25 protein-coding genes are annotated in these 25,451 nt (G+C 71.1%); 1 reads left to right on the forward strand and 24 read right to left on the reverse strand.

The features are described from left to right. Nucleotides 1–75: 75 nt before the first annotated feature. The 13 genes from metK to pyrR form a co-directional block, all read right to left on the reverse strand. Nucleotides 76–1,284: a methionine adenosyltransferase gene (gene metK / locus ACWFR1_RS31770; RefSeq protein WP_453557322.1), complete on the reverse strand. Its 1,209-nt coding sequence runs from the start codon at nucleotides 1,282–1,284 to the stop codon at nucleotides 76–78. A gap of 284 nt (nucleotides 1,285–1,568) precedes the next feature. Then, nucleotides 1,569–2,804 carry a bifunctional phosphopantothenoylcysteine decarboxylase/phosphopantothenate--cysteine ligase CoaBC gene (coaBC, locus tag ACWFR1_RS31775; RefSeq protein WP_453557324.1) on the reverse strand — a complete coding sequence of 412 codons (1,236 nt, stop codon included), beginning with the start codon at nucleotides 2,802–2,804 and terminating at the stop codon, nucleotides 1,569–1,571. 96 nt (nucleotides 2,805–2,900) lie between these two features. Next, on the reverse strand, nucleotides 2,901–3,173 hold the full coding sequence (gene rpoZ, locus ACWFR1_RS31780) for a DNA-directed RNA polymerase subunit omega (RefSeq protein WP_017242218.1): 273 nt from the start codon (nucleotides 3,171–3,173) through the stop codon (nucleotides 2,901–2,903). 65 nt (nucleotides 3,174–3,238) lie between these two features. Next, on the reverse strand, nucleotides 3,239–3,826 hold the full coding sequence (gmk, locus tag ACWFR1_RS31785) for a guanylate kinase (RefSeq protein WP_453557326.1): 588 nt from the start codon (nucleotides 3,824–3,826) through the stop codon (nucleotides 3,239–3,241). Between the two features lie 49 nt (nucleotides 3,827–3,875). Continuing rightward, nucleotides 3,876–4,199, reverse strand: coding sequence for an integration host factor (locus ACWFR1_RS31790; RefSeq protein WP_121828861.1), 324 nt, complete (start codon nucleotides 4,197–4,199; stop codon nucleotides 3,876–3,878). A gap of 330 nt (nucleotides 4,200–4,529) precedes the next feature. Next, entirely contained in the window at nucleotides 4,530–5,360 is an 831-nt protein-coding gene (gene pyrF / locus ACWFR1_RS31795) for an orotidine-5'-phosphate decarboxylase (protein ID WP_453557392.1), read from the reverse strand. A gap of 53 nt (nucleotides 5,361–5,413) precedes the next feature. Beyond that, complete coding sequence (locus ACWFR1_RS31800) at nucleotides 5,414–6,523, reverse strand: quinone-dependent dihydroorotate dehydrogenase (RefSeq protein WP_453557328.1); 1,110 nt, start codon at nucleotides 6,521–6,523, stop codon at nucleotides 5,414–5,416. A 254-nt stretch (nucleotides 6,524–6,777) separates the two neighbouring features. Beyond that, the gene (gene carB, locus ACWFR1_RS31805) at nucleotides 6,778–10,086 is read right to left on the reverse strand and encodes a carbamoyl-phosphate synthase large subunit (RefSeq protein WP_453557330.1); all 3,309 of its coding nucleotides are present in this window, start codon (nucleotides 10,084–10,086) and stop codon (nucleotides 6,778–6,780) included. Further along, nucleotides 10,079–11,242: a glutamine-hydrolyzing carbamoyl-phosphate synthase small subunit gene (gene carA, locus ACWFR1_RS31810; RefSeq protein ID WP_453557332.1), complete on the reverse strand. Its 1,164-nt coding sequence runs from the start codon at nucleotides 11,240–11,242 to the stop codon at nucleotides 10,079–10,081. Before carA ends, carB begins: the two co-directional genes overlap by 8 nt. After that, nucleotides 11,239–11,817 (reverse strand): PH-like domain-containing protein, encoded by a 579-nt coding sequence (locus ACWFR1_RS31815; RefSeq protein WP_453557334.1) that lies wholly within the window; start codon nucleotides 11,815–11,817, stop codon nucleotides 11,239–11,241. The genes carA and ACWFR1_RS31815 overlap by 4 nt, the downstream gene beginning before the upstream one ends. After that, nucleotides 11,814–13,100 carry a dihydroorotase gene (locus tag ACWFR1_RS31820; RefSeq protein WP_453557336.1) on the reverse strand — a complete coding sequence of 429 codons (1,287 nt, stop codon included), beginning with the start codon at nucleotides 13,098–13,100 and terminating at the stop codon, nucleotides 11,814–11,816. The genes ACWFR1_RS31815 and ACWFR1_RS31820 overlap by 4 nt, the downstream gene beginning before the upstream one ends. Before the next feature lie 2 nt (nucleotides 13,101–13,102). After that, on the reverse strand, nucleotides 13,103–14,092 hold the full coding sequence (locus ACWFR1_RS31825; protein ID WP_453557338.1) for an aspartate carbamoyltransferase catalytic subunit: 990 nt from the start codon (nucleotides 14,090–14,092) through the stop codon (nucleotides 13,103–13,105). A gap of 84 nt (nucleotides 14,093–14,176) precedes the next feature. Next, nucleotides 14,177–14,740: a bifunctional pyr operon transcriptional regulator/uracil phosphoribosyltransferase PyrR gene (gene pyrR, locus ACWFR1_RS31830; protein WP_453557340.1), complete on the reverse strand. Its 564-nt coding sequence runs from the start codon at nucleotides 14,738–14,740 to the stop codon at nucleotides 14,177–14,179. A 245-nt stretch (nucleotides 14,741–14,985) separates the two neighbouring features. Here pyrR and bldD point away from each other — a divergent pair, with 245 nt between their 5' ends. Continuing rightward, complete coding sequence (gene bldD, locus ACWFR1_RS31835) at nucleotides 14,986–15,486, forward strand: transcriptional regulator BldD (RefSeq protein WP_015032294.1); 501 nt, start codon at nucleotides 14,986–14,988, stop codon at nucleotides 15,484–15,486. 212 nt (nucleotides 15,487–15,698) lie between these two features. Here bldD and nusB read toward each other — a convergent pair whose 3' ends face one another. The 11 genes from nusB to mltG form a co-directional block, all read right to left on the reverse strand. Continuing rightward, nucleotides 15,699–16,136: a transcription antitermination factor NusB gene (nusB, locus tag ACWFR1_RS31840; RefSeq protein ID WP_453557342.1), complete on the reverse strand. Its 438-nt coding sequence runs from the start codon at nucleotides 16,134–16,136 to the stop codon at nucleotides 15,699–15,701. Nucleotides 16,137–16,138: 2 nt separating this feature from the next. Continuing rightward, entirely contained in the window at nucleotides 16,139–16,705 is a 567-nt protein-coding gene (gene efp, locus ACWFR1_RS31845) for an elongation factor P (RefSeq protein WP_024758650.1), read from the reverse strand. A gap of 49 nt (nucleotides 16,706–16,754) precedes the next feature. Beyond that, nucleotides 16,755–17,867, reverse strand: coding sequence for an aminopeptidase P family protein (locus tag ACWFR1_RS31850; protein WP_453557344.1), 1,113 nt, complete (start codon nucleotides 17,865–17,867; stop codon nucleotides 16,755–16,757). Between the two features lie 76 nt (nucleotides 17,868–17,943). Continuing rightward, entirely contained in the window at nucleotides 17,944–19,014 is a 1,071-nt protein-coding gene (locus ACWFR1_RS31855) for an AAA family ATPase (protein ID WP_453557346.1), read from the reverse strand. A 160-nt stretch (nucleotides 19,015–19,174) separates the two neighbouring features. Continuing rightward, entirely contained in the window at nucleotides 19,175–19,621 is a 447-nt protein-coding gene (gene aroQ, locus ACWFR1_RS31860) for a type II 3-dehydroquinate dehydratase (RefSeq protein ID WP_453557348.1), read from the reverse strand. Continuing rightward, nucleotides 19,618–20,715: a 3-dehydroquinate synthase gene (gene aroB, locus ACWFR1_RS31865; RefSeq protein ID WP_453557349.1), complete on the reverse strand. Its 1,098-nt coding sequence runs from the start codon at nucleotides 20,713–20,715 to the stop codon at nucleotides 19,618–19,620. The genes aroQ and aroB overlap by 4 nt, the downstream gene beginning before the upstream one ends. Beyond that, nucleotides 20,712–21,233: a shikimate kinase gene (locus ACWFR1_RS31870; protein ID WP_453557351.1), complete on the reverse strand. Its 522-nt coding sequence runs from the start codon at nucleotides 21,231–21,233 to the stop codon at nucleotides 20,712–20,714. The genes aroB and ACWFR1_RS31870 overlap by 4 nt, the downstream gene beginning before the upstream one ends. Next, nucleotides 21,230–22,414 carry a chorismate synthase gene (aroC, locus tag ACWFR1_RS31875; RefSeq protein WP_453557353.1) on the reverse strand — a complete coding sequence of 395 codons (1,185 nt, stop codon included), beginning with the start codon at nucleotides 22,412–22,414 and terminating at the stop codon, nucleotides 21,230–21,232. Before aroC ends, ACWFR1_RS31870 begins: the two co-directional genes overlap by 4 nt. Nucleotides 22,415–22,528: 114 nt before the next feature. Next, nucleotides 22,529–22,777 (reverse strand): hypothetical protein, encoded by a 249-nt coding sequence (locus tag ACWFR1_RS31880; protein WP_453557355.1) that lies wholly within the window; start codon nucleotides 22,775–22,777, stop codon nucleotides 22,529–22,531. A gap of 47 nt (nucleotides 22,778–22,824) precedes the next feature. Then, nucleotides 22,825–23,652 (reverse strand): shikimate dehydrogenase, encoded by an 828-nt coding sequence (locus ACWFR1_RS31885; protein WP_453557356.1) that lies wholly within the window; start codon nucleotides 23,650–23,652, stop codon nucleotides 22,825–22,827. Further along, entirely contained in the window at nucleotides 23,649–25,442 is a 1,794-nt protein-coding gene (gene mltG / locus ACWFR1_RS31890; protein WP_453557358.1) for an endolytic transglycosylase MltG, read from the reverse strand. Before mltG ends, ACWFR1_RS31885 begins: the two co-directional genes overlap by 4 nt. Between the last annotated feature and the right edge of the window lie 9 nt (nucleotides 25,443–25,451).

Genomic DNA, 25,451 nt, shown 5'->3' on the forward strand with positions numbered 1-25,451 from the left:
CCCCTGAGGGGTGCCGGGCTTCCGTCACGTGCGGCCTGGAGTTCCGGGAGCCCTCAGGCTCCGGGACTCCGGGGATTACAGACCGGCGGCCTTCTTGAGAGCGTCCACGCGGTCGGTGCGCTCCCAGGTGAAGTCGGGCAGCTCGCGGCCGAAGTGGCCGTAGGCGGCGGTCTGGGCGTAGATCGGGCGGAGGAGGTCGAGGTCGCGGATGATCGCGGCCGGGCGGAGGTCGAAGACCTCGCCGATGGCGTTCTCGATCTTCTCGGTGTCGACCGTGTGCGTGCCGAAGGTCTCGACGAACAGACCGACGGGCTCGGCCTTGCCGATCGCGTAGGCGACCTGGACCTCGCAGCGCGAGGCGAGGCCCGCGGCGACGACGTTCTTGGCGACCCAGCGCATGGCGTAGGCGGCCGAGCGGTCGACCTTCGACGGGTCCTTGCCGGAGAAGGCACCGCCGCCGTGGCGGGCCATGCCGCCGTAGGTGTCGATGATGATCTTCCGGCCGGTGAGGCCGGCGTCGCCCATCGGGCCGCCGATCTCGAAGCGCCCGGTCGGGTTCACCAGGAGGCGGTAGCCCTCGGTGTCGAGCTTGATGCCGTCGTCGACGAGCTGCTGGAGCACGTGCTCCACGACGAACTCGCGGATGTCGGGGGCGAGCAGCGACTCGAGGTCGATGTCGGAGGCGTGCTGCGAGGAGACGACCACCGTGTCGAGGCGGACGGCCTTGTCGCCGTCGTACTCGATGGTGACCTGGGTCTTGCCGTCGGGACGCAGGTACGGGATGGTGCCGTTCTTGCGGACCTCGGTGAGGCGGCGCGAGAGACGGTGCGCGATGTGGATCGGCAGCGGCATCAGCTCGGGCGTCTCGTCGGAGGCGTAACCGAACATCAGGCCCTGGTCGCCGGCGCCCTGCTTGTCCAGCTCGTCCTCGTCGCCCTCGACCCGCTTCTCGTACGCGGTGTCGACACCCTGCGCGATGTCCGGCGACTGCGACCCGATGGACACCGACACGCCGCAGGAGGCGCCGTCGAAGCCCTTCTTCGAGGAGTCGTAACCGATCTCGAGGATCTTGTTCCGGACGAGGGTGGGGATGTCCGCCCACGCCTTGGTGGTCACCTCACCGGCGACGTGCACCAGGCCGGTGGTGATCAGCGTCTCGACGGCGACGCGCGAGGTGGGGTCCTCTCGCAGCAGTGCGTCGAGGATGGTGTCGCTGATCTGGTCAGCGATCTTGTCGGGGTGCCCCTCGGTGACGGACTCCGAGGTGAACAGACGACGGGACACAACGCTCCCTGGGGTTGCAGCGGCTGCTGGCTACTCGTGACGGACCGGCAGGGGGCTGCGCCCCGCGACGTTCCACGAACAGTCTATCGGTCGTGGTCGGGCAATGGACCAGGTGTCTCGCCTGGCGAATGGTCGGGCGTGACCGGAACCGGCCTCGGGCCCGGCGGAGGCGCCTCTTCCGGTGCGGCGTAAATCACTCGCGAGTCGGCGTTTCCCGCCCTGCGGCGCGCCTCCGCAGGGTGACATCTCGCCAAGATCACGCCCCGCCGGGCCGGCGGGATCCGTCAGGTCGAGGAGAGCGGGGCGGGCTGCGCGGCAGGGCGGAGGAGCGGCAGGACCAGGTCCCAGACCGTCTCGGCGAGCGCTTCCTTCGGTCCGTACGGTACGGGGGTCTCGGCACCGTCCGCCGCGAGCACGACGGCTTCGTTCTCCTCGGAGCCGAAGGTCTGGCGCTCCCCCACCTCGTTGACGACGAGCAGGTCACAGCCCTTGCGGCGGAGCTTCTCGCGTCCGTTGGCGAGGACGTCGTCGGTCTCGGCGGCGAAGCCGACGACGACCTGACCCGGCAGGGCGCGGTCGGCGGAGAGCTCGGCGAGGATGTCGGGGTTGCGGACGAGCTCGACGGTCGGCGCTCCCCCGTCGTCCTTCTTCTTGATCTTGCCGGAGGCGTAGACGGCCGGGCGGAAATCAGCCACGGCGGCGGCCATCACCACGGCGTCGGCGTCACCCGCCGCCTTGAGGACGGCCTCGCGGAGCTGGAGCGCGGTGCCGACGTGCACGACGTCGACCCCGGCGGGGTCGGGGATGCCGGTATTGGCCTCCACGAGCGTGACCCGGGCCCCCCGCGCGGCGGCGGCCCTGGCGAGGGCGTACCCCTGCTTGCCGGAGGAGCGGTTGCCCAGGTAGCGGACCGGGTCGAGGGGCTCGCGCGTACCGCCCGCGCTGACCACGACGTGACGTCCGGCGAGGTCGGGGGCGGCGACGCCACGCGCGAGGACGCGTCGGCAGACCTCGAAGATCTCACCGGGGTCCGGCAGCCGGCCCTTGCCGGTGTCGACGCCCGTGAGGCGGCCGACGGCGGGCTCGATGACGACGGCGCCACGGCGGCGCAGCGTGGCCACGTTCTCCTGGGTGGCCGGGTGCTCCCACATCTCGGTGTGCATCGCCGGGGCGAAGACGACGGGACAGCGCGCGGTGAGCAGTGTGTTGGTGAGGAGGTCGTGGGCGAGGCCGTGGGCGGCCTTGGCGAGCATGTCGGCGGTGGCGGGGGCGACGACGACCAGGTCGGCGCCCTGGCCGATCCGTACGTGCGGCACCTCGTGGACGGACTCCCACACCTCGGTCGAGACGGGGTGCCCGGAGAGCGCGGACCAGGTCGCGGCGCCGACGAAGTGGAGGGCGGAGTCGGTGGGCACGACCCTTACGTCGTGGCCCGACTCGGTGAGCCGGCGCAGCAGCTCGCAGGCCTTGTAGGCGGCGATGCCGCCGCTGACCCCCAGAACGACCTTCGGCTTCGTCACCACTGCCACTCCCCGCACTCGGTTGCCTACGACTCCATGAGACACCAAAGGCCCGGCGGATGTTCCGCCGGGCCTTCGGTGACAAGCGTTACGTGCTTACTGCGCCGGGCCCTCGATGGCCTCGGACGTCAGCAGACCCGCGTTGATCTCCCGCAGGGCGATCGAGAGCGGCTTCTCGTGGACGTGGGTGTCGACGAGCGGACCCACGTACTCCAGCAGGCCCTCGCCGAGCTGGGAGTAGTACGCGTTGATCTGACGCGCGCGCTTGGCCGCGTAGATCACGAGGCTGTACTTCGAGTCGGTTGCCTCGAGCAGCTCGTCGATCGGCGGGTTGATGATGCCCTCGGGCGCAGTCATGGAAGAGGACACGCTCTACCTTCCGAAGAATGGAAAAAAGATCAGACGATTACTGTGGATTCCAGGGGCCCGCGGCGTCAGCCGCTAATGTCCGGGCCCTCAGAAGACAGCAGCATCAACGTTAGCAGCTCGCGGGCGACGTCCTCGACGGAGGTGTTGACGAGTGTGGTGTCGAACTCCGATTCGGCCGCCAGCTCGATCTTCGCGGCCGCCAGCCGGCGCTCGATCACCTCGGGCGACTCGGTGCCGCGGCCGGTGAGCCGGCGGACCAGCTCCTCCCAGCTCGGCGGCGCCAGGAAGACCAGCTGGGACTCGGGCATCGAGTCCTTGACCTGGCGGGCGCCCTGGAGGTCGATCTCGAGGAGTACGGGCTCACCCGAGTCGAGGCGGTCGAGGACCGCGGCCCGCGGGGTGCCGTATCGGTTGCCCGCGAACTCGGCCCATTCGAGGAGTTCGCCGTTGGCGATCAGCTTGTCGAACTCGTCGTCCGCGACGAAGAAATAGTGGACGCCGTGCTTCTCGCCGGGGCGGGGCTTTCGTGTCGTGGCCGACACCGAGAGCCAGACCTCGGGGTGGACCTTGCGCATATGAGCGACGACCGTGCTCTTGCCGACCCCTGAGGGGCCGGAGAGCACGGTCAGCCGCGGACGTACCTCTGCTGCCATGCAGCGATTATTCCAGCTTTACCGGTGTGCCCGGGACGCGCGTCCCGGATCAGGCGCCGGTGCTGCCGAACTCGCGCTCCAGGGAGGCGATCTGGTTGGAGCCGAGACCACGGACACGGCGGCTCTCGGAGATGCCGAGGCGCTCCATGATCTGCTTGGCGCGGACCTTGCCCACGCCGGGCAGGGACTCGAGCAGTGCGGAGACCTTCATCTTGCCGATGACGTCGTTCTCCTGCCCGGTCTTGATGACGTCGTGGAGCGACGCGCCGGAGTGCTTGAGTCGATTCTTGACCTCGGCCCGCTCCCGGCGAGCCGCGGCGGCCTTTTCGAGCGCGGCTGCGCGCTGTTCAGGGGTAAGGGGCGGAAGAGCCACGCCTACGTCACCTCGGATGTCGATCTGTCGGATACGGACCGGTGAGGAACCCAGCGCCCCACACCAGTGGAGCAACGTTCAACGGAGTGGCCGCTGAACGCCTGCTCTGCCCCGGAGACTAGCGGCCGAGGCCGCTCCAGTCAGCGAGTACAGCGGAAAAGTCCTGGTCAGCATCGACCGACCAGGACTTTTCCGGCATAACGACCCGGTTTTGAGCCAAGTTTTCGTCAAGTGGCGAGACGGCTGGTGAGACGGTTCCTCTCTCCGGGCCGATTCACGGGTCGATCCGCTCCCACCTGCGGATTGACCGCGAGCCCGGCGAGAACACGCTCACGCGCCGACGGCCGCGCGGATCTCGTCCGCGTACCGGTCCGCCGAGGCCCGCAGGGCGGACACATCGGGACCGTGACGGAGAACACCCCGACTGACGTTCGGGACGACGTTGCGGACCGCGGCGCCGAAGACGGCGGGGAGGTCGGCCGGGGTGGCGCCCTGGGCGCCGATGCCGGGGGCGAGGAGCGGACCGTTGATGTCCAGGTCGAACGAGGACAGGTCGCCGAGCGTGGCGCCGACGACCGCGCCGAAGGAGCCCATGGGGGTCTCCCCCGCGTTCTCCTCGGCGAGGTGCGCCAGCATGGTCGCGCCGATGGTGCGCCCGTCCTCGCGGACGGCCCGCTGGACCTCCGCGCCCTCCGGGTTCGAGGTGAGCGCCAGGACGAAGAGCCCGGCCCCGGACTCCCGGGCCAGGTCGACGGCCGGCTTCAGGGAGCCGTAGCCGAGGTACGGGGAGACCGTCAGCGCGTCGGAGAAGAGCGGCGAGTCCTTGCGCAGGAAGGCCTCCGCGTACGCGGCCATCGTGGAGCCGATGTCGCCGCGCTTGGCGTCCATGACGACCAGGGCGCCCTCGGCGCGCAGATCGGCGACGGCGCGCTCCAGGACGGCGATGCCGCGCGAGCCGAAGCGCTCGAAGAAGGCGGCCTGCGGCTTGAAGACGGCGACGGTGCCGGCGAGGGCCTCGACGACCGTGAAGGTGAAGCGCTCCAGGCCGGCGATGTCGTCGGTCAGGCCCCAGGCGTCGAGCAGGGCGGCGTGCGGGTCGACGCCGACGCAGAGGGGGCCGCGCTCGTCCATGGCGGAGCGCAGGCGGGTACCGAATGTCAGGGGCCGCCCGGAGGGCGTCGGTGAGGGGCGGTGGTCGGGCGACGGGAGGGCAGTCACTTGGCGGCCTTTCGGGAGTCGGCGCCGACGGCCTCGGCGAGGGTGGCGTACGGGGAGGCGGCGAGGCGCGCGGCGAGGCCCTTGTGGATCGCGCGGGCGTAGAACGGGCCCTCGTAGATGAAGGCGCTGTAGCCCTGGATCAGGGTGGCACCGGCGAGGATGCGCTGCCAGGCGTCCTCGGCGTTCTCGATGCCGCCGACGCCCACCAGGACCAGCCGGTCCCCCACGCGCGCGTGGAGGCGGCGCAGGACGGCCAGGGAGCGCTCCTTGACGGGCGCGCCGGAGAGGCCGCCGGTCTCCTTGACCAGAGCAGGGTCGGAGGTCAGGCCGAGGCCCTCGCGGGCGATGGTGGTGTTGGTGGCGATGATGCCGTCGAGGCCGAGCTCCAGGGCGAGGTCGGCGACGGCGTCGACGTCCTCGTCGGCGAGGTCGGGGGCGATCTTGACGAGGAGGGGGACGCGGCGGTCGGTGACCACGCGGTCGGCCGCCTCCCGTACCGCCGTGAGCAGCGGGCGGAGGGACTCCGTGGCCTGGAGGTTGCGCAGGCCGGGGGTGTTCGGTGAGGAAACGTTCACGACCAGGTAGTCGGCGTGCGCGGCGAGGCGCTCGGTGGACTTCACGTAGTCGGCGGCGGCCTCGGCCTCCGGGACGACCTTTGTCTTGCCGATGTTGACGCCGACGACGGTCCTGAAGACGGGCACGCGTGCGTGGAGGCGGTCGGCGACGGCGGCGGAGCCCTCGTTGTTGAAGCCCATGCGGTTGATCAGGGCGCGGTCGGGGACCAGCCGGAAGAGGCGCTTCTTGGGGTTGCCGGGCTGGGCCTCACCGGTGACCGTGCCGATCTCGACGTGGTCGAAGCCGAGCATCGCCATGCCGTCGATGGCGACGGCGTTCTTGTCGAAGCCGGCGGCGAGGCCGAAGGGGCCGTGCATCCGCAGGCCGAGGGCCTCGGTGCGCAGTTCCTTGTACCGGGGCGCCAGGACGGCGGCGACGAAGGTCCGCAGGACGGGGACGCGGGCCGCGAAGCGGATCCAGCGGAAGGCCAGGTAGTGGGCCTTCTCGGGGTCCATGCGCTTGAAGACGAGGTCGAAGAAGAACTTGTACATGTGATTCCGGTCCAGGTGTGCTCATGAAGAGGGGGACACCGCGGTGTCTCCGGTGTCCCCCCTGCTTCGTACGGGCTGCTAGGGCGTGTTGCGAAGGTCCCGTCTGCCGGGCGACGCCTGGCACGCACGCTCGCCGCGTTGTCGGGATCATCCCGATACACCAGTATCGGGACGACCCTCCGCCTTGCGATCGCACGCACCAGACGCCGCCCGGCCTGCCCTCCGGGCAGACGACGCTACTTTCGAAACACGCCCTAGTCGCGGGCCGCGGTCAGATGCTCCGCGTGTTCCTGGAGCGAGCGGACGCCGACGTCGCCGTGGTTGAGCGCGTCGATGCCCTGGACGGCCGCGGCGAGCGCCTGGACCGTGGTGAGGCACGGGACGCTGCGCGCCACCGCGGCCGTACGGATCTCGTAGCCGTCGAGGCGGCCGCCGGTGCCGTACGGGGTGTTGACGATCAGGTCGACCTGGCCGTCGTGGATCAGCTGGACGATGGTCTTCTCGCCGTTCGGGCCCTCGCCCTCGCTGAGCTTGCGCACGACGGTGGCGTTGATGCCGTTGCGCTTGAGGACCTCGGCGGTGCCGGAGGTGGCGAGCAGCTCGAAGCCGTGGGCGACGAGCTCGCGGGCCGGGAAGATCATCGAGCGCTTGTCGCGGTTGGCGACGGAGATGAACGCGCGGCCCTTGGTGGGCAGCGGGCCGTAGGCGCCGGCCTGCGACTTGGCGTACGCCGTGCCGAAGACCGCGTCGATGCCCATGACCTCGCCGGTGGAGCGCATCTCCGGGCCGAGGACCGTGTCGACGCCGCGGCCGTGGATGTCGCGGAAGCGCGACCACGGCATGACGGCCTCCTTGACGGAGATCGGCGCGTCGATCGGCAGGGTGCCGCCGTCGCCGTTCCTCGGCAGCAGGCCCTCGGCGCGCAGCTCGGCGATGGTGGCGCCCAACGAGATGCGGGCGGCGGCCTTCGCGAGCGGCACGGCGGTCGCCTTCGAGGTGAAGGGGACGGTCCGGGAGGCGCGGGGGTTCGCCTCGAGCACGTACAGAATGTCGCCGGCCATGGCGAACTGGATGTTGATCAGGCCGCGGACGCCGACGCCCTTGGCGATCGCCTCGGTGGAGATGCGCAGGCGCTTGATGTCGAAGCCGCCGAGGGTGATCGGGGGCAGGGCGCAGGCCGAGTCGCCGGAGTGGATGCCGGCCTCCTCGATGTGCTCCATGACGCCGCCGAGGTAGAGCTCCTCGCCGTCGTAGAGCGCGTCGACGTCGATCTCGATGGCGTCGTCGAGGAAGCGGTCGACCAGGACCGGCCGGGTGGGGCTGATCTCGGTGGACTCGGCGATGTACGACTCCAGGCGGGTCTCGTCGTAGACGATCTCCATGCCGCGGCCGCCGAGCACGTACGACGGGCGTACGAGGACGGGGTAGCCGATCTCGTCGGCGATGGCCTTGGCGCCGGCGAAGGTGGTCGCGGTGCCGTGCTTCGGGGCGGGGAGGCCGGCCTCGGCGAGGACCCGGCCGAAGGCGCCGCGGTCCTCGGCTGCGTGGATGGCCTCGGGCGAGGTGCCGACGACCGGCACGCCGTTGTCCTTGAGCGCCTGCGCCAGGCCCAGCGGGGTCTGGCCGCCGAGCTGGACGACGACACCGGCGACGGGGCCGGCGAGGGTCTCGGCGTGGACGATCTCCAGCACGTCTTCCAGCGTCAGCGGCTCGAAGTACAGGCGGTCGGAGGTGTCGTAGTCCGTCGAGACGGTCTCGGGGTTGCAGTTGACCATCACGGTCTCGTAGCCCGCGTCGCTCAGGGCGAAGGAGGCGTGGACGCAGGAGTAGTCGAACTCGATGCCCTGGCCGATGCGGTTCGGGCCGGAGCCCAGGATGATCACGGCGGGCTTGGTGCGCGGTGCGACCTCGCTCTCCTCGTCGTACGAGGAGTAGAAGTACGGGGTCTTGGCGGCGAACTCGGCGGCGCAGGTGTCGACCGTCTTGTAGACCGGGCGGACGCCGAGGGCGTGCCGGACCTCGCGGACGACGTCCTCGCGCAGACCGCGGATCTCGGCGATCTGGGCGTCGGAGAAGCCGTGCCGCTTGGCCTCGGCGAGGATCTCGGGGTCGAGCTTCTCGGCGCCGGCCAGCTCGTCGGCGATCTCCTTGATCAGGAAGAGCTGGTCGACGAACCACGGGTCGATCTTCGTGGCGTCGAAGACCTCCTGCGGGGTGGCGCCCGCGCGGATCGCCTGCATGACGGTGTTGATTCGGCCGTCGGTGGGGCGGACCGACTCGGCGAGGAGCTCGGCCTTGTCGCCGGGCTCGCCGACGAAGGTGAACTGCGAGCCCTTCTTCTCCAGGGAGCGCAGGGCCTTCTGGAGCGCCTCGGAGAAGTTGCGGCCGATCGCCATGGCCTCGCCGACCGACTTCATGGTCGTGGTCAGCGTGGAGTCGGCGGAGGGGAACTTCTCGAAGGCGAAGCGCGGGGCCTTGACGACGACGTAGTCGAGCGAGGGCTCGAAGGACGCCGGGGTCTTCTCCGTGATGTCGTTCGGGATCTCGTCCAGCGTGTAGCCGACGGCGAGACGGGCCGCGATCTTGGCGATCGGGAAGCCGGTCGCCTTGGAGGCGAGCGCCGAGGAGCGGGAGACGCGCGGGTTCATCTCGATGACGATGATGCGGCCGTCGACCGGGTCGATCGCGAACTGGATGTTGCAGCCGCCGGTGTCGACGCCGACCTCGCGGATGATCGCGATGCCGATGTCGCGGAGCCGCTGGTACTCGCGGTCGGTGAGGGTCATCGCCGGGGCGACGGTGATCGAGTCACCGGTGTGGACGCCCATCGGGTCGAAGTTCTCGATGGAGCAGACGACCACGACGTTGTCGTTCTTGTCGCGCATCAGCTCCAGCTCGTACTCCTTCCAGCCGAGGATGGACTCCTCCAGGAGCACCTCGGTGGTCGGGGAGAGCGTGAGGCCCTGGCCGGCGATGCGGCGCAGCTCTTCCTCGTCGTGGGCGAAGCCGGAGCCGGCGCCGCCCATGGTGAAGGAGGGGCGGACGACGACGGGGTAGCCGCCGAGCGTCTCGACGCCCTGGATCACGTCGTCCATGGTGTGGCAGATGACCGAGCGGGCGGACTCGCCGTAGCCGATCTTGGCCTTGACGGCCTCGACGACACCCTTGAAGAGGTCGCGGTCCTCGCCCTTGTTGATCGCCTCGACGTTGGCGCCGATGAGCTCGACGCCGTACTTCTCGAGGACGCCCTGCTCGTGCATGGAGATCGCGGTGTTGAGCGCGGTCTGGCCGCCGAGGGTGGGCAGGAGGGCGTCGGGGCGCTCCTTGGCGATGATCTTCTCGACGAACTCGGGGGTGATCGGCTCGACGTACGTGGCGTCGGCGATCTCCGGGTCGGTCATGATCGTGGCCGGGTTGGAGTTGACCAGGATGACCCGCAGGCCCTCGGCCTTCAGGACGCGGCAGGCCTGGGTGCCGGAGTAGTCGAACTCTGCGGCCTGTCCGATGACGATCGGGCCGGAGCCGATGACCAGGACGGACTGGATATCGGTGCGCTTAGGCACGCTCGGCCTCCATCAGGGATACGAAACGGTCGAAGAGGTACGCGGCGTCGTGCGGGCCCGCGGCCGCCTCGGGGTGGTACTGGACGGAGAAGGCCGGCTGGTCGAGCAGCTGGAGGCCTTCGACGACCTGGTCGTTCAGGCACACGTGGGAGACCTCGGCGCGCCCGAAGGGGGTGTCGGAGACCTTGTCGAGCGGCGCGTCGACGGCGAAGCCGTGGTTGTGCGCGGTGACCTCGACCTTGCCGGTGGTGCGGTCCTGGACCGGCTGGTTGATGCCTCGGTGGCCGTACTTCAGCTTGTAGGTGCCGAAGCCGAGGGCGCGCCCGAGGATCTGGTTGCCGAAGCAGATGCCGAAGAGCGGGGTCTTGCGCTCCAGGACGGCCTGCATGACGGCGACGGGGCCGTCGGCGGTGGCCGGGTCGCCCGGGCCGTTGGAGAAGAAGACGCCGTCCGGGTTCACCGCGTAGATGTCCTCGGCGGTGGCGGTGGCGGGCAGCACGTGGACCTCGATGCCGCGCTCGGCCATCCGGTGCGGGGTCATGCCCTTGATGCCGAGGTCGACGGCGGCGACGGTGAACTTCTTCGTACCGATCGCGGGGACGACGTACGCCTCCTTGGTGGCGACCTCTGCGGCGAGGTTCGCGCCCTTCATCTGGGGCTGCTCCTGGACCTTCGCGAGGAGGGCCTCGTCGCGGACGCCGTTCCAGGCCTCGCCGGAGAAGATGCCGACGCGCATGGCGCCGCGCTCGCGCAGGTGGCGGGTGAGGGCGCGGGTGTCGATGCCGGAGATGCCGACGACGCCCTGGCGCTCCAGCTCCTCGTCCAGCGAGCGCTGGGCGCGCCAGTTGGAGGAGACGCGGGCGGGGTCGCGGACGACGTAGCCCGAGACCCAGATGCGGCCGGACTCGGGGTCCTCGTCGTTGACGCCGGTGTTGCCGACGTGCGGGGCGGTCATGACGACCACCTGGCGGTGGTACGACGGGTCGGTGAGGGTCTCCTGGTAGCCGGTCATACCGGTGGAGAACACGGCCTCGCCGAAGGTCTCCCCCACGGCCCCGTAGGCGCGGCCGCGGAAGATGCGGCCGTCCTCCAGGACGAGTACGGCGGGAGCAGCCTTCTGCCTCGGAGAGGCGGCTCCCTTGATGGAGGTCGTCATCGTGCGATGCCTTCCGTCGTGGTGGTGTGGTTCATGGAGTTGAGGGCCTCGACCCAGGCGGTGTGTTCGGCCGCCCGGTCGGAGCGGAAGCCGGAGTCGAGCAGCTTGCCGCCGTGGGCCCAGGTGACGATCAGCAGGCCGCCCTCGGCGAGGACCTTGCCGGCGATGCCCTTGTCGAGGCGGGCCTCGCGCAGGGCGTCCGTCGGGATGAGGAAGTCGTGCGCGCCCGGGCGGACGACCGCGAGCCCGGCGTCGGTGAGCGTGAGCTCGACGCGGCTGCGGGTGCCGAGGCCGTGGGCGACGATCCGGTCGAGCCACTGCCCGGCGGTCGTGGACCCGTGGTAGCGCCCGACGAGAGTCAGTTTCGCCTCACCGGGGGTCTCCGGCACGGCAAGCAGCTCGGGCAGGTCGGACTGGAGGCTGCCGCGCCACTTCCATCCCTGGCGCATCAGCCAGTAGACGAAGGCGATGAAGAGCAGCAGTCCGGCGACCCAGCCGATCCGTCCGGCCCAGTCGGTCACCTCCGCCGACTTCTGATCCGCTGCCTCTGCGGCGATTGCGATGAGTGGTGTCACGCCAGCTTCCCGTCCACGACCGTTGCCCGGCCCCGCAGGATGGTGTGGGTGACGCGTCCCGGCAGCTCACGACCCTCGTAGGGGGTGTTGCGGCTGCGGGAGGCGAATTCCGCGGGGTCCACCACACCACGGTAAGCCGGATCGACCAGCGTCAGGTTCGCGGGCTCACCAGCCGAGACGGGTCGTCCGTGGCCCTTGGCCTGTCCGATGCGGGCGGGGGCGAAGGACATGCGGTCGGCGACGCCGGCCCAGTCGAGGAGGCCGGTCTCGACCATCGTCTGCTGGACGACGGAGAGGGCGGTCTCCAGGCCGACCATGCCCATGGCGGCGGCTGCCCACTCGCAGTCCTTGTCCTCGTGGGGGTGCGGGGCGTGGTCGGTGGCGACGATGTCGATCGTGCCGTCGGCCAGCGCCTCGCGGAGCGCGAGGACGTCCTGCTCGGTGCGCAGCGGCGGGTTGACCTTGTAGACGGGGTTGTACGAGCGGACCAGCTCGTCCGTGAGGAGGAGGTGGTGCGGGGTGACCTCGGCGGTGACGTCGATGCCGCGGGACTTGGCCCAGCGGACGATCTCGACGGAGCCGGCGGTGGAGAGGTGGCAGATGTGGACGCGGGAGCCGACGTGCTCGGCGAGGAGGACGTCGCGGGCGATGATCGACTCCTCGGCGACGGCCGGCCAGCCGCCGAGGCCGAGCTCGGCGGAGACGATGCCCTCGTTCATCTGGGCGCCCTCGGTGAGGCGGGGCTCCTGGGCGTGCTGGGCGACGACGCCGCCGAAGGCCTTCACGTACTCCAGGGCGCGGCGCATGATCACGGCGTCGTCGACGCACTTGCCGTCGTCGGAGAAGACGGTGACGCCGGCGGCGGAGTCGTGCATGGCGCCGAGCTCGGCGAGCTTCTTGCCCTCCAGGCCGACGGTGACGGCGCCGATGGGCTGGACGTCGCAGTAGCCGTGCTCCTGGCCGAGGCGGTAGACCTGCTCGACGACGCCGGCGGTGTCGGCGACCGGGTGGGTGTTGGCCATGGCGAAGACGGCGGTGTAGCCGCCGGAGGCGGCGGCGCGGGTGCCGGTGAGGACGGTCTCCGAGTCCTCGCGGCCGGGCTCGCGGAGGTGCGTGTGAAGGTCGACCAGGCCGGGCAGCAGGACCTGGCCCTCGGCCTCGATCACGGTCGCGCCCTCGGCGGACAGTCCGGTCCCCACCTCGGCGATGGTCTCGCCGTCGATCAGGACGTCCTGGGTCTCGCCGCCGAGCACCTGCGCACCACGGATAAGGATCTTGCTCATGGTTACTTGTTCTCCTCGGTGCGGGTGGTGCTGGGGGCGGTGGCGGCGGAGTCGTTGCCGCCGAGCAGCAGGTAGAGGACGGCCATCCGGATCGAGACGCCGTTGGCGACCTGCTCGATCACCGTGCAGCGGTCGGAGTCGGCGACCTCGGCGGTGATCTCCATGCCGCGGACCATGGGCCCGGGGTGCATGACGATGGCGTGCTCGGGCATCTTCGCCATCCGGTCGCCGTCGAGCCCGTACCGGCGCGAGTACTCGCGCTCGGTGGGGAAGAAGGCGGCGTTCATCCGCTCGCGCTGCACACGCAGCATCATCACCGCGTCGGACTTCGGCAGCACCCTGTCGAGGTCGTACGAGATCTCGCAGGGCCAGGTCTCGACGCCGACGGGGACGAGGGTCGGCGGGGCCACCAGGGTGACCTCGGCGCCGAGGGTGTGCAGCAGGTCGACGTTGGAGCGGGCGACGCGGCTGTGCAGGACGTCGCCGACGATCGTGATGCGCCGGCCGTTCAGGTCCTTGCCGAGGCCCGCGTCACGGCCGACCAGGCGGCGGCGCATGGTGAAGGCGTCCAGGAGGGCCTGGGTGGGGTGCTGGTGGGTGCCGTCACCGGCGTTGATGACGGGGGCGTCGATCCAGCCGGAGGTGGCGAGGCGGTACGGGGCGCCGGAGGCACCGTGCCGGATGACGACCGCGTCGACTCCCATGGCCTCCAGGGTCTGCGCGGTGTCCTTGAGGGACTCGCCCTTGGAGACGCTGGAGCCCTTGGCCGCGAAGTTGATCACATCGGCGGAGAGGCGCTTCTCGGCGGCCTCGAAGGAGATCCGGGTCCGGGTGGAGTCCTCGAAGAACAGGTTGCAGATGGTGCGGCCGCGCAGGGCCGGCAGCTTCTTGATGGGCCGGTCGGCGACCCGGGCCATCTCCTCGGCGGTGTCGAGGATCAGGACGGCGTCGTCGCGGGTGAGGTCGGCGGCCGAGATGAGGTGACGCATCATCGGGGATTCTCTCCGTGGTGGGGAGGTGTGCGGGCATGCGGGGGCGCAGGGGTGTGCCCCTGCCCCGCGGGGAAGCCGGTCCGGCTAGGAGGAGGTCTGGGTGCCGAGCAGGACGGTGTCGCGACCGTCCTCCTCGGCGAGCTGGACCTTGACCGTCTCCCGCAGCGACGTGGGGAGGTTCTTGCCGACGTAGTCGGCGCGGATCGGAAGTTCGCGGTGGCCGCGGTCGACGAGGACCGCGAGCTGGACGGCGCGCGGGCGGCCGATGTCGCCGAGGGCGTCGAGGGCGGCGCGGATGGTGCGGCCGGAGAAGAGCACGTCGTCGACGAGGACGACGAGGCGGCCGTCGATGCCGTCACCGGGGATGTCGGTGCGGCCGAGGGCGCGGGCCGGCTTCAGCCGCAGGTCGTCCCGGTACATGGTGATGTCGAGGGAACCGACCGGGATCTTGGCGCCGGTGATCGATTCGAGCTTCTCGGCGAGCCGGCGGGCGAGGAAGACACCGCGGGTGGGGATGCCGAGGAGCACCACGTCGTCGGCGCCCTTGGCGCGTTCGACGATCTCGTGGGCGATGCGGGTCAGGACCCGCGCGATGTCCGGGGCCTCGAGTACGGGCCGGGCGTCATCGCTGTACTGCTGAGCGTCCATAGGAAACGGACCTCCTTCTCCGCCTCACGGGACGGCTCTTAAAGGACGTCGGATTTGCGCGTTCCACACTACCAGGGGCGGGTGGTCGCGCTTTCGACGCCCCCGCCTCCTCCCGGGGTGACGTCCCCCGGGAGGAGGCGGTACGGACCTTTCGGCTTGACGGGCGAGCGTAACGCTGCGTAACCTCACAGTGAGTTACCAGCCGCGCGGCGCAGCCGCATGTCGTCACAGCGTCCGGGAGCGTTATGTCCAGCGAATACGCAAAGCAGCTCGGGGCCAAACTCCGTGCCATCCGCACCCAGCAGGGTCTTTCACTCCACGGGGTGGAGGAGAAGTCCCAGGGCCGCTGGAAGGCCGTGGTGGTCGGCTCCTACGAGCGTGGTGACCGCGCGGTGACCGTGCAGCGTCTCGCCGAGCTGGCCGACTTCTACGGGGTGCCGGTGCAGGAGCTCCTGCCGGGAACGACTCCGGGTGGGGCCGCCGAGCCGCCGCCGAAGCTGGTCCTGGACCTGGAGCGCCTCGCGCACGTCCCCCAGGAGAAGGCCGGCCCGCTCCAGCGCTACGCGGCGACGATCCAGTCGCAGCGCGGCGACTACAACGGCAAGGTGCTGTCGATCCGCCAGGACGACCTGCGCACCCTCGCCGTCATCTATGACCAGTCCCCCTCGGTCCTCACCGAGCAGCTGATCAGCTGGGGCGTCCTCGACGCGGACGCGCGCCGCGCGGTCGCCCACGAGGAGAACTGACCTTCCGCTGTCCTTCCGAGGCAACAGCAGAAACGTACCGCCGGGCCCGTGGACGTCATCGGACGTCCACGGGCCCGGTGCTTTCTCCCGCCTGTACGGGCCACTCAGGGCCCCCGGAGCCGTCCGACGCCCTGGAGGGGTCCTGACACGCCGAAGGGGCCCGCAGCGCTCATGCTGCGGGCCCCTTCGGCGTGCCGGTGACGGCTGCGGACTCAGACGTCCGCGTCGCGGCGCAGACGCGGCTTCAAGTCCTTGAAGCGCGCCAGCAGGCCGTTGACGAAGTTCGGGGACTCGTCGGTGGAGAACTCCTTGGCGAGCTGGACCGCCTCGTCGATCGCGACCGCGTCCGGCGTACCGTCCTCCCAGATCAGCTCGTACGCGCCGAGGCGCACGATGTTCCGGTCGGCGACCGGCATCCGGTCGAGGTCCCAGTCCACCGCGTAGGTGGCGATGAGCTCGTCGATGCGGTGGACGTGCGACGCGTACCCCTCGACCAGCTGCATGGTGAAGTCGCTGACCGGCGGCTGACGGTCGTCCGACCGTGCGAGCCGGACCTGGTCCGCGAGGACCTCCTGCACGGAGGCGTCGCGCTGGTCGGCCTCGAAGAGGATCTGGAAGGCGCGCTTGCGGGCCTTGCTCCGAGCGGCCACGGTTAGCTGTTCACCCGGCCGAGGTAGTCGCTGGTGCGGGTGTCGACCTTGACCTTCTCACCGGTGGTGATGAAGAGCGGGACCTGGATCTCGTGGCCGGTCTCCAGCTCGGCGGGCTTGGTGCCGCCGGTGGAGCGGTCGCCCTGGACGCCCGGGTCGGTGTGCTTGATCGTCAGGACGACGGCGGCGGGGAGCTCGACGTAGAGCACCGAGCCCTCGTGCTGCGCGACCGAGGCGGTGAAGCCCTCGATCAGGAAGTTGGCGGCGTCGCCGACCGACTTGCGGTCGACGTGCAGCTGGTCGTACGTCTCCTCGTCCATGAAGACGAAGTAGTCGCCGTCCATGTAGGAGAACTGCATGTCGCGGCGGTCGATGGTGGCCGTCTCGACCTTCACACCGGCGTTGAAGGTCTTGTCGACGACCTTGCCGGACAGCACGTTCTTGAGCTTGGTGCGCACGAAGGCCGGGCCCTTGCCGGGCTTGACGTGCTGGAACTCGACGACGGACCAGAGCTGGCCGCCTTCGAGCTTGAGCACCATGCCGTTCTTGAGGTCGTTCGTGGAAGCCACGGTTGCGGAATCTCCTGGACTGACGTGGGACCGTGGAGGCGTACGCGCCTTACAGCGCGAGGAGCTCCTTGGTCGTGATGGTGAGTAGCTCGGGTCCGCCGTCCGCCTCCTGGCGCACGACGAGCGTGTCATCGATCCGGACTCCGCCCCGGCCCGGGAGGTGGACCCCCGGTTCGACGGTGACCGGCACACAAGCGTCCAGTTTACCCATGGCCGAGGGTGAGAGCTGCGGGTCCTCGTCGATTTCGAGCCCCACCCCGTGCCCGGTGAGCGGCACGGCGGCCTCCGCGTGGCCTCCGGCGTCCAGGATCTGCCTGGCCGCGCGGTCCACGTCGCGGTACTCCGCGCCCGGCGCGAGGGACTCGCGTCCGGCCCGCTGAGCGGCGAAGACGAGCTCGTACAGCTCGATCTGCCACTCGGCGGGCGTCGTGCCGATGACGAAGGTGCGACCGATCTCGCACCGGTAGCCGCGGTAGTCGGCGCCCAGGCAGACGGAGAGGAAATCGCCCTCCTCGACCCGGCGGTCGGTGGGCCGGTGCCGCCGGCGCCCGGAGTGCGGGCCGGTCGCCACCGAGGTCGCGAAGGCGGCCCCGTCGGCGCCGTGGTCGACGAGCCGCCGCTCCAGCTCCAGGGCGAGGTGGCGCTCGGTCCGCCCCACCAGGATCGACTCCAGGAGCTCGCCGAGGGCCTGGTCGGCGATCTCGGCGGCGATCCGCAGACAGGCGATCTCGTCCTCGTCCTTGACGATCCTCAGCTGCTCCACGGCGCAGGCGAGGTCGGCGAGACGGAGGCCGGTCGCCACGGAACCCATCGCGCGGTGCCGGGCCACGGTCAGGTCGTGTTCCTCGACGGCGAGCGCGTCGGCGCCCGCCCGGCGCGCGAGATCGACGGCCGCGACCGCCGGATCGCCCCCGCCGGCCGGCAGGACCTGCTGCCGGAGCAGCTCGTCGAGCCGTCCGTCGACCGGCTCGCCACCGGGCGCGACGGGGCAGAGCAGGACGTCCGCTTCCGGTTCGGGGCCGACGAGCAGAACGGCTCCGGCGGGCGAACCGCCCGCGAGATAGCGGACGTTGGCGGGGCGGGAGACCAAGGCCGCCGGGCTGCCCGCGGCCGCGCACCGATCGCGCAGCCGTACACGGCGGTCCGCATACACCTCTGACATGCTCCGAGCCTACGAGGAGCTCGGCACGGTGGCCTGTTCTGCGCGGCCGACCGTGCGAGGCGCGGTCCCCGGCCGGTCACCAGGCGGGCGGGCTCGCTATCGCGCGGGCGAGGACGTCGTCGAGGACGCGCGCGGTGGTCTCGACGTCGTACGTGGAGTTGTCGATGATCGGGAGGCCGGAGCCGTACCAGCCGGCCATGCGGCCGTGGATGGCGGCGACCTCCTCGTCCGAGAGGCGTCGGTTGCCGCTGCGCTCCGCGTTGCGCTCCAGGACGATCTCCAGGCCGGGCAGGAGTACGACGGGCAGCAGGCCGGGGCCGACGTGGCGCTTCCAGCCGCCGAGGCCGACGACGGGGCGGTCGGGGAAGACCGCGTCGTCGACGATGCAGGAGATGCCGTTGGCGAGGTAGTTGCGGGCGGCGAAGCCGCAGGTGCGGCGGGCGAGCCGGTACTGCGCCTCGGAGTGCTCGTTCCACCCGGACTGCGGGTCGGCGAAGCCGGAGCAGACCCACTCGCGTACGTCGTCGAGGCTGATGTGCGCGGTGGGCACCCTGCGGCGCTGGGCCCAGTGGCGGGCGACGGTCGTCTTGCCGGCCCCCGCGGGACCGATGAGCAGGACGGCGAGGGTCGCGGCGCCGGTCCCCCCGCCGTGGTCCACGGGCGGCGCGACCGGGGCGCTCACGGGCGGCAGCGGGACATGGCCGGTGAGGTCCGCACGGAGCGGTGCCGGGGCGGGGTGCCGCGGGGCGGCCGGCTGCTGCGAGGCCGCCGGATGGCGCGGTACGGCTCCGGGGGCGGCGCCCCAGCCCGATCCGCCCGGGCCGGGCCCGGACGGAGCCGCGTGCTGCTGCGGCGGCGGTGCGGGGTGCGGGGGCCTGGGGGCGCCCGCCTGAAGAGTGGGGTGCACGCCGAGCCGGGAACCGGCGGACGGCGCGGGGTACGGGGCGCCCTGAGGGGGCGCGGGCGGAACGGGCGGGTGCTGCCCGCCCTGCGCGCCGCTCCCGGGCCCGGAGACGGATCCCGGCGCGGCGCCCGCCACGGGCCCGGAGACGGATCCCTGCGCAGCCCCCGCCACGGGTCCGGTGTCGGGCGACTGGCCCGGCGACTGCTCGGGCGGTGGCAGCGGGCCCCCCACTGCGTGCTGCATCCGGTGCCACTCCGTCTCGTACGACTGACTGATGAATCAGGGACGCCGGAACGTTACCGCCCCTGCCCCCCACAGGGGGAACGGTGGGGGCGGGCCCATAGTGCCCCGCCCGCCCCCGTCCCGCTCACCGTCCGATCGGCAGGGTCGGTCGGCAGGTCGGTCAGCCCGTCAGTTCCTCGGCCAGCGCCCGCAGGGCCAGCCGGTAGGAGCCGATCCCGAAGCCGGCCACCGTCCCGGTCGCCACGGCCGCGACGACCGAGGTGTGCCGGAACTCCTCCCGGGTGTACGGGTTCGAGATGTGCACCTCGATCAGCGGGGCCGTCCGCTGCGCGGCCGCGTCCCGCATCCCGTACGAGTAGTGCGTGAACGCCCCCGGATTGAGTACGACCGGGACCGCTCCGTCCGCCGCCTCGTGGAGCCAGCGGATCATCTCGCCCTCGTCGTTGGTCTCCCGGACCTCGACGTCGAAGCCGAGCTCCGCGCCGAGGGTCCGGCAGGACTCGACGAGCCCCTTGTACGAGGTGGCGCCGTAGATGTCGGGCTCGCGGGAGCCCAGCCGCCCGAGGTTCGGGCCGTTCAGCACCAGGACGGGCCGGCGGTCGGTCACACCGCCACCTCGCCGTACGCCGCGAACAGCACGGCCGGGTCAGGCCCTTCGAGGACGGCCGGCTTGCCGAGTCCGTCGAGCACGATGAAGCGCAGCATGTCGCCGCGGGACTTCTTGTCCACCTTCATCGTCTCCAGGAGCTTGGGCCACTGGTCGCCGCGGTAGGTGAGCGGCAGACCGACGGACTCCAGGACCGCGCGGTGCCGGTCGGCGGTGGCGTCGTCGAGGCGCCCGGCGAGCCGGCCGAGCTCGGCGGCGAAGACCATGCCGACGGAGACCGCGGCGCCGTGGCGCCACTTGTACCGCTCGTTCTTCTCGATGGCGTGGGCCAGCGTGTGGCCGTAGTTGAGGAACTCGCGGCGGCCGGACTCCTTGAGGTCGCCGGAGACGACCTCCGCCTTGACCTCGATCGACCGCACGATCAGCTCGGCGGTGTGCGGACCGGCGGGCGTACGGGCGGCCTCGGGGTCCTCCTCGACGAGGTCGAGGATCACCGGGTCGGCGATGAAACCGGCCTTGATGATCTCGGCGAGCCCGCTGACGTAGTCGTTCACCGGCAGCGAGTCGAGCGCGGCGAGGTCGCAGATGACGCCGGCCGGCGGGTGGAAGGCGCCGACGAGGTTCTTGCCCTCGGCGGTGTTGATGCCCGTCTTGCCGCCGACGGCCGCGTCGACCATCGCCAGGACCGTCGTCGGTACGGCGATCCAGCGCACGCCCCGCAGCCAGGTCGCGGCCACGAAGCCCGCCAGGTCGGTGGTCGCGCCGCCGCCGACGCCGACGATGACGTCGGTCCGGGTGAAGCCGGTCTGGCCCAGCGCCTTCCAGCAGTAGGCGGCGACCTCGACGGTCTTCGCCTCCTCCGCGTTCGGCACCTGGATGGCGACGGCCTCGTAGCCCTGGTCGGCGAGGTCGGCGCGGAGCGCCTCACCGGTGCCGGCGAGCGCCTCCGGGTGGATGACGGCGACCCGCTTGGCCCGGGAGCCGATCAGGGCGGGGAGCTCGCCGAGCAGCTGCCGGCCGACCAGCACCTCGTAAGGCTCCGTGCCCGCGCTGCCCGCGACCTGGATTCGGGTCACTTCCTGGTCCGTCGTCATGCGTCCTTCTTCAGATCCAGTGCCGAGAGGACCGCGTCCGCGACCTCTTCGGGGGTGCGGTCGTCGGTGGTGACGACCACCTGTGCGACTTCGGTGTAGAGAGGGCGGCGCGCTTCCATCAGCTCGCGCCACTGGCGGCGCGGGTTGACGGCGAGCAGCGGCCGCGCGGTGTTGAGGCCGACGCGGCGGACCGCCTCCTCGACGTCCATGGAGAGGTACGCGACGGGGAGCCCGGCCAGCAGGGCGCGGGTGTCGGCGTCGAGGATCGCGCCGCCGCCGAGCGCGAGGACGCCCTCGTGCGCGGCGACGGCCGCGCGGACGGCGGCCCGCTCCAGGGCGCGGAAGTGCTCCTCGCCGTCCTCGACGAAGATGTCGGAGATCTCCCGGCCCTCGGCGGCGACGATGTCGGCGTCGGTGTCCCGGTAGGGCGCGCCGAGCCGTTCGGCCAGGAGCGCGCCCACCGTGGACTTGCCGGAACCCATGGGTCCGACGAGGACGACCAGCGGTCCGGCGGTCACCGGATGTGCAGGTTGTCGAGGTACGACTGGACGTTACGGCGGGTCTCCGGGACCGAGTCGCCGCCGAACTTCTCGACGACGGCGTCCGCGAGGACGAGCGCGACCATGGCCTCGGCGACGATGCCGGCGGCGGGGACGGCGCAGACGTCGGAGCGCTGGTGGTGGGCGGCGGTGGCCTCGCCGGTGACGACGTCGATCGTGGCGAGGGCGCGGGGGACGGTCGCGATCGGCTTCATCGCGGCGCGGACGCGCAGCAGCTCGCCGGTGGTCAGACCGCCCTCGGTGCCGCCGGAGCGGCCGGAGGTGCGCTTGATGCCGTCCTCGGTGCGGACGATCTCGTCGTGGGCCTTGGAGCCGGGCACGCGGGCGAGGTCGAAGCCGTCGCCGACCTCGACGCCCTTGATGGCCTGGATGCCCATGAGAGCCGCGGCGAGCCGGGCGTCGAGGCGCCGGTCCCAGTGGACATGGGAGCCGAGCCCGACGGGCACACCGTACGCGAGCACCTCGACGACACCTCCGAGGGTGTCCCCGTCCTTGTGGGCCTGGTCGATCTCGGCGACCATCGCCTTCGACGCGTCGGCGTCGAGGCAGCGGACCGGGTCGGCGTCGAGCCGCTCGACGTCGCCGGGGGTCGGGTAGACGCCGTACGGGGCCTTGGCGGCCGCCAGTTCGACGACGTGCGACACGATCTCGATGCCCGCGGTCTCCTTGATGAAGGAGCGGGCGATGGCGCCGAGGGCGACACGGGCCGCGGTCTCCCGGGCGCTGGCGCGCTCCAGGATCGGGCGGGCCTCGTCGAAGCCGTACTTCTGCATGCCGGCGAGGTCGGCGTGGCCGGGCCGGGGCCGGGTCAGGGGCGCGTTGCGGCCCGTCTCCTTGAGCTCGGCCGGGTCGACGGGGTCGGCCGACATGACCTTCTCCCACTTGGGCCACTCGGTGTTGCCGACCATGACGGCGATCGGGGAACCGAGGGAGAGCCCGTGGCGGACACCGCCGAGGAACGTGATCTCGTCCTGCTCGAACTTCATCCGGGCGCCGCGCCCATAGCCGAGGCGACGCCGCGCGAGGTGGTCCGCCACCAGCTCGGTGGTGACGGGGACGCCGGCGGGAAGGCCCTCCAGCGTCGCGACCAGCGCGGGTCCGTGGGATTCCCCAGCGGTCAGCCAACGCAACCTGCTCAACGATGCTCCTCATGCTCGCGCCTGGGCACTGCGACGGCGCGGCCGGGTGCGCGGCCCTGGCCCGCCGTCACCGATCCTCCCACGTCCGGGGCGACCACTTGGTCCCCGGTCCAGCTATCGGACGCGGGTCTCGTCCTCCTGGACGCTCTCCACGCCCTCCGGGGCGGTCTCCTCGGGCTCCGGGGCGGCGGACGAACGATTCCGCAGCCAGGTGACGAAGCCGTACAGCAGGGTCGCGCCGAAGAGGGCGAGTGCGGTGCACCGCGCCCACAGGGGCAGCGAGCTGAAGAGCCCCACCCACAGAAAGCGCACCACGTCGAAGCCGAAGTCCCACTTGGACGCCAGTACCAGGTCTTCGCCCATGTCCCCGTATTCCCCCCGTTACGCCGATCGGTCCGGCGCAGGCGAGCCTACCGGGCGGCCAGCGCCCGCTCCCCCGCCGCACGCATCGCCGCGAGCGGGGCGGGCGTACGGCCCGTCATCTGCTCGACCTGGAGGACGGCCTGGTGGACGAGGAGGTCGAGGCCGCCGACGACCTTGCCCCCGCGGTCGGACCAGGCCGCGGCGAGCGCCGTCGGCCAGGGGTCGTACAGGACGTCGAAGAGCGTGCCGACCGCGTCGGGGACGGCGGTGGCGAGGGCGTTCGTGGTGCCGGCCGGGGTGGTCGCGACGACCAGCGGGGCGGCGAAGGCCTCCGCCGCGTCGTCCCACGAGGCGGTACGGACGTCCACGCCGAGCCGCTCGCCCCAGCCGCGCATCTCCTCCGCGCGCGCCTCGCTGCGGACATACGCGGTGACGGAGCCCGCGCAGACCCGGGCGAGCGCGGCCAGCGCGGAGGAGGCGGTGGCGCCGGCGCCGAGGATCGCCGCGGACTCCACCTTCTCGACGCCCCGCTCACGCAGGGCGGCGATCATGCCGGGAATGTCGGTGTTGTCCCCGACCCGGCGGCCGTCCTCGCGGAGGACGACCGTGTTGACGGCTTCCACGGAGGCCGCCGTGTCACTGATCTCGTCGAGCAGCGGGATGACCGCCCGCTTGAGCGGCATGGTCAGGGAGAGACCCGCCCAGCTGCCGTCCAGCTCGCCGACGAAGCCGGCGAGCCCGGCCTCGTCGACCTCGAAGCGGTCGTAGGACCAGTCGTCGAGGCCCAGCTCGGCGTAGGCCGCCCGGTGCAGGACCGGGGAGAGCGAGTGGGCGATCGGCGAACCGAGGACGGCCGCGCGGTGCTGCTTGCTCACTGGCCCTGTTCCCGTTCCTTCTCGTACTCCGCGACGTTCTGGTTGTGCTCCTTGAGGGTCACGGAGAAGACGGTCTTGTTCTCGTTGATCGACACGAAGTAGTACCACGGCCCGTCGGCCGGGCTCATCGCCGAGTTCAGCGCCTCGACGCCGGGGTTGCTGATGGGACCGGGGATGAGGCCCTTCACGTCGTACGCGTACGTGTTGTACGGGTCCTTGATCTTGCGCATCTCCTCGACCGAGCCGACGTCGAGGGTGCTGGTGCCCCTGAAGTAGTTGACCGTGGAGTCGAACTCCAGACGGCCCACGGTCTCGACGTTGTTCGGCTTGAGCCGGTTGTAGACGACCCGCGCGACCTTGTCGAAGTCGTGCTTGTACTTGCCCTCGACCTGCACGAGGCTCGCCACGGTCAGCAGCTCCCAGGGCCCGCTCAGCCCCAGTTCCCTCGCCTTCGCGTCCATGTCGAGCTTGGTGTACTCCGCGTTCGCGCGGGACACCATCTTGCGCAGCGCGTCCTCGGGCTTGGCCGACTTGGAGACCGGGTAGCTGGCCGGGAAGAGGAAGCCCTCCAGGGGGTCCTTGACGTCCGCGTGGTTCTTGGCCCAGTCGGGCAGCCCCAGGGAGTCCGCCTTCGCGCGGGCGATGCCCTTGGTCGTGCCGGCCTTGAGGTCGAGACGCTTGTCGAGCTGTTCGTACACCCAGGCGTTGCGCTTGCCCTCGGGGATGACGAAGTTGGCCTGGCTCGCCGGGTTGAGCATGAGGGAGACGGCGCTCTCGGCCGACATCTCCTTCTTCAGCGTGTAGACGCCCGCCTGGATCGAGAGACCCTTCGGGTTCCGTCCCTGCGCCGAGACGAAGGCGTCGACGCTCTTCACGACGCCGGCCTTCTTGAGGATGTTGCCGATCTGGTAGCCGCCGGAGTCCTTCGGGATCTCGACCTGGACCTCGCCGGAGCCGCTGCCCGCGTAGTCCTCGGCCGCGCCGAACTCGCCCTGCCAGAACTGGTAGCCGAAGTAGCCGATGCCACCGACGCCGCCCACGAGGACGAGCGCGACGACCAGGCAGGCCACGCCGTTCTTGCCCTTGCGCTTGTTCGCCTTGCTCCGGCGTTCGCGGTCGCCGCCCCGGGAGTTCCGTCCCGGGGCCGGCTCGTCGTCGTACTCGTCGTCCGCGTCGTCGGCGCCCGTGAAGAAGGGGTGCTGCTCCTCCTCCGGCTCCGGACGCGCCTCTTCCTCCGGCGCCCAGTCGATCACCGGCTCCGGCGGGTTCCGCCGGTGGCCGGGGGGCTGGGGCGGCGGGTACGCCTCAGGGGTGCCGTAGAGGTCGGGGTTCTGGCCGCCGTACGGATCGGCCGGGGGCGCGCTGTACGCCATGGCCGCCTGGCCCGACTCCCAGTTGCCGTCGTACTGCTGTCCGAGGTTCCCGGGCGTGTCGTAACCGCCCGGGTACCCCGTCCCGTACTGCTGCTGCTGCTGTGGATGCTGCTGATGCTGTGGGTGCTGCTGGTACTGCTGCGGCGGCATCTGCTGCTGGTACTGCGGATCCACATAGCCATGCGGCTGCTGCGGCTGCTGGTACTGCTGCTGCTCCTGGTACGGAGGCTGCTGGTACTGCTGCTGCTGATACGGGTCGCCCTCGTACCCCTGACCGCCGCCCTGGCCGTACTGGCTCGCCTGCTGCGGCTGCTGCGGGTGCTGGTACTGCTGCTGACCTTCCCACCCCTGGTCCCCGAACAACGGGTCCGTGGGGTGCCACGGTTCGGAGCCGGGGCTCCGGCCATACTCAGTCATCGATCCCCA

It is taken from the genome of Streptomyces sp. NPDC055103 (assembly GCF_053607625.1).

Bases quoted from the DNA above. Each gene is read 5' to 3' on its own strand.
- gmk (WP_453557326.1), bottom strand. From the start codon at position 3,826: ATGGCAGCAGAGGTACGTCCGCGGCTGACCGTGCTCTCCGGCCCCTCA.
- ACWFR1_RS31800 (WP_453557328.1), bottom strand. From the start codon at position 6,523: ATGTACAAGTTCTTCTTCGACCTCGTCTTCAAGCGCATGGACCCCGAG.
- carA (WP_453557332.1), bottom strand. From the start codon at position 11,242: ATGACGACCTCCATCAAGGGAGCCGCCTCTCCGAGGCAGAAGGCTGCT.
- ACWFR1_RS31820 (WP_453557336.1), bottom strand. From the start codon at position 13,100: ATGAGCAAGATCCTTATCCGTGGTGCGCAGGTGCTCGGCGGCGAGACC.
- ACWFR1_RS31825 (WP_453557338.1), bottom strand. From the start codon at position 14,092: ATGATGCGTCACCTCATCTCGGCCGCCGACCTCACCCGCGACGACGCC.
- pyrR (WP_453557340.1), bottom strand. From the start codon at position 14,740: ATGGACGCTCAGCAGTACAGCGATGACGCCCGGCCCGTACTCGAGGCC.
- bldD (WP_015032294.1), top strand. From the start codon at position 14,986: ATGTCCAGCGAATACGCAAAGCAGCTCGGGGCCAAACTCCGTGCCATC.
- ACWFR1_RS31850 (WP_453557344.1), bottom strand. From the start codon at position 17,867: ATGTCAGAGGTGTATGCGGACCGCCGTGTACGGCTGCGCGATCGGTGC.
- ACWFR1_RS31855 (WP_453557346.1), bottom strand. From the start codon at position 19,014: ATGCAGCACGCAGTGGGGGGCCCGCTGCCACCGCCCGAGCAGTCGCCG.
- aroB (WP_453557349.1), bottom strand. From the start codon at position 20,715: ATGACGACGGACCAGGAAGTGACCCGAATCCAGGTCGCGGGCAGCGCG.
- ACWFR1_RS31880 (WP_453557355.1), bottom strand. From the start codon at position 22,777: ATGGGCGAAGACCTGGTACTGGCGTCCAAGTGGGACTTCGGCTTCGAC.
- mltG (WP_453557358.1), bottom strand. From the start codon at position 25,442: ATGACTGAGTATGGCCGGAGCCCCGGCTCCGAACCGTGGCACCCCACG.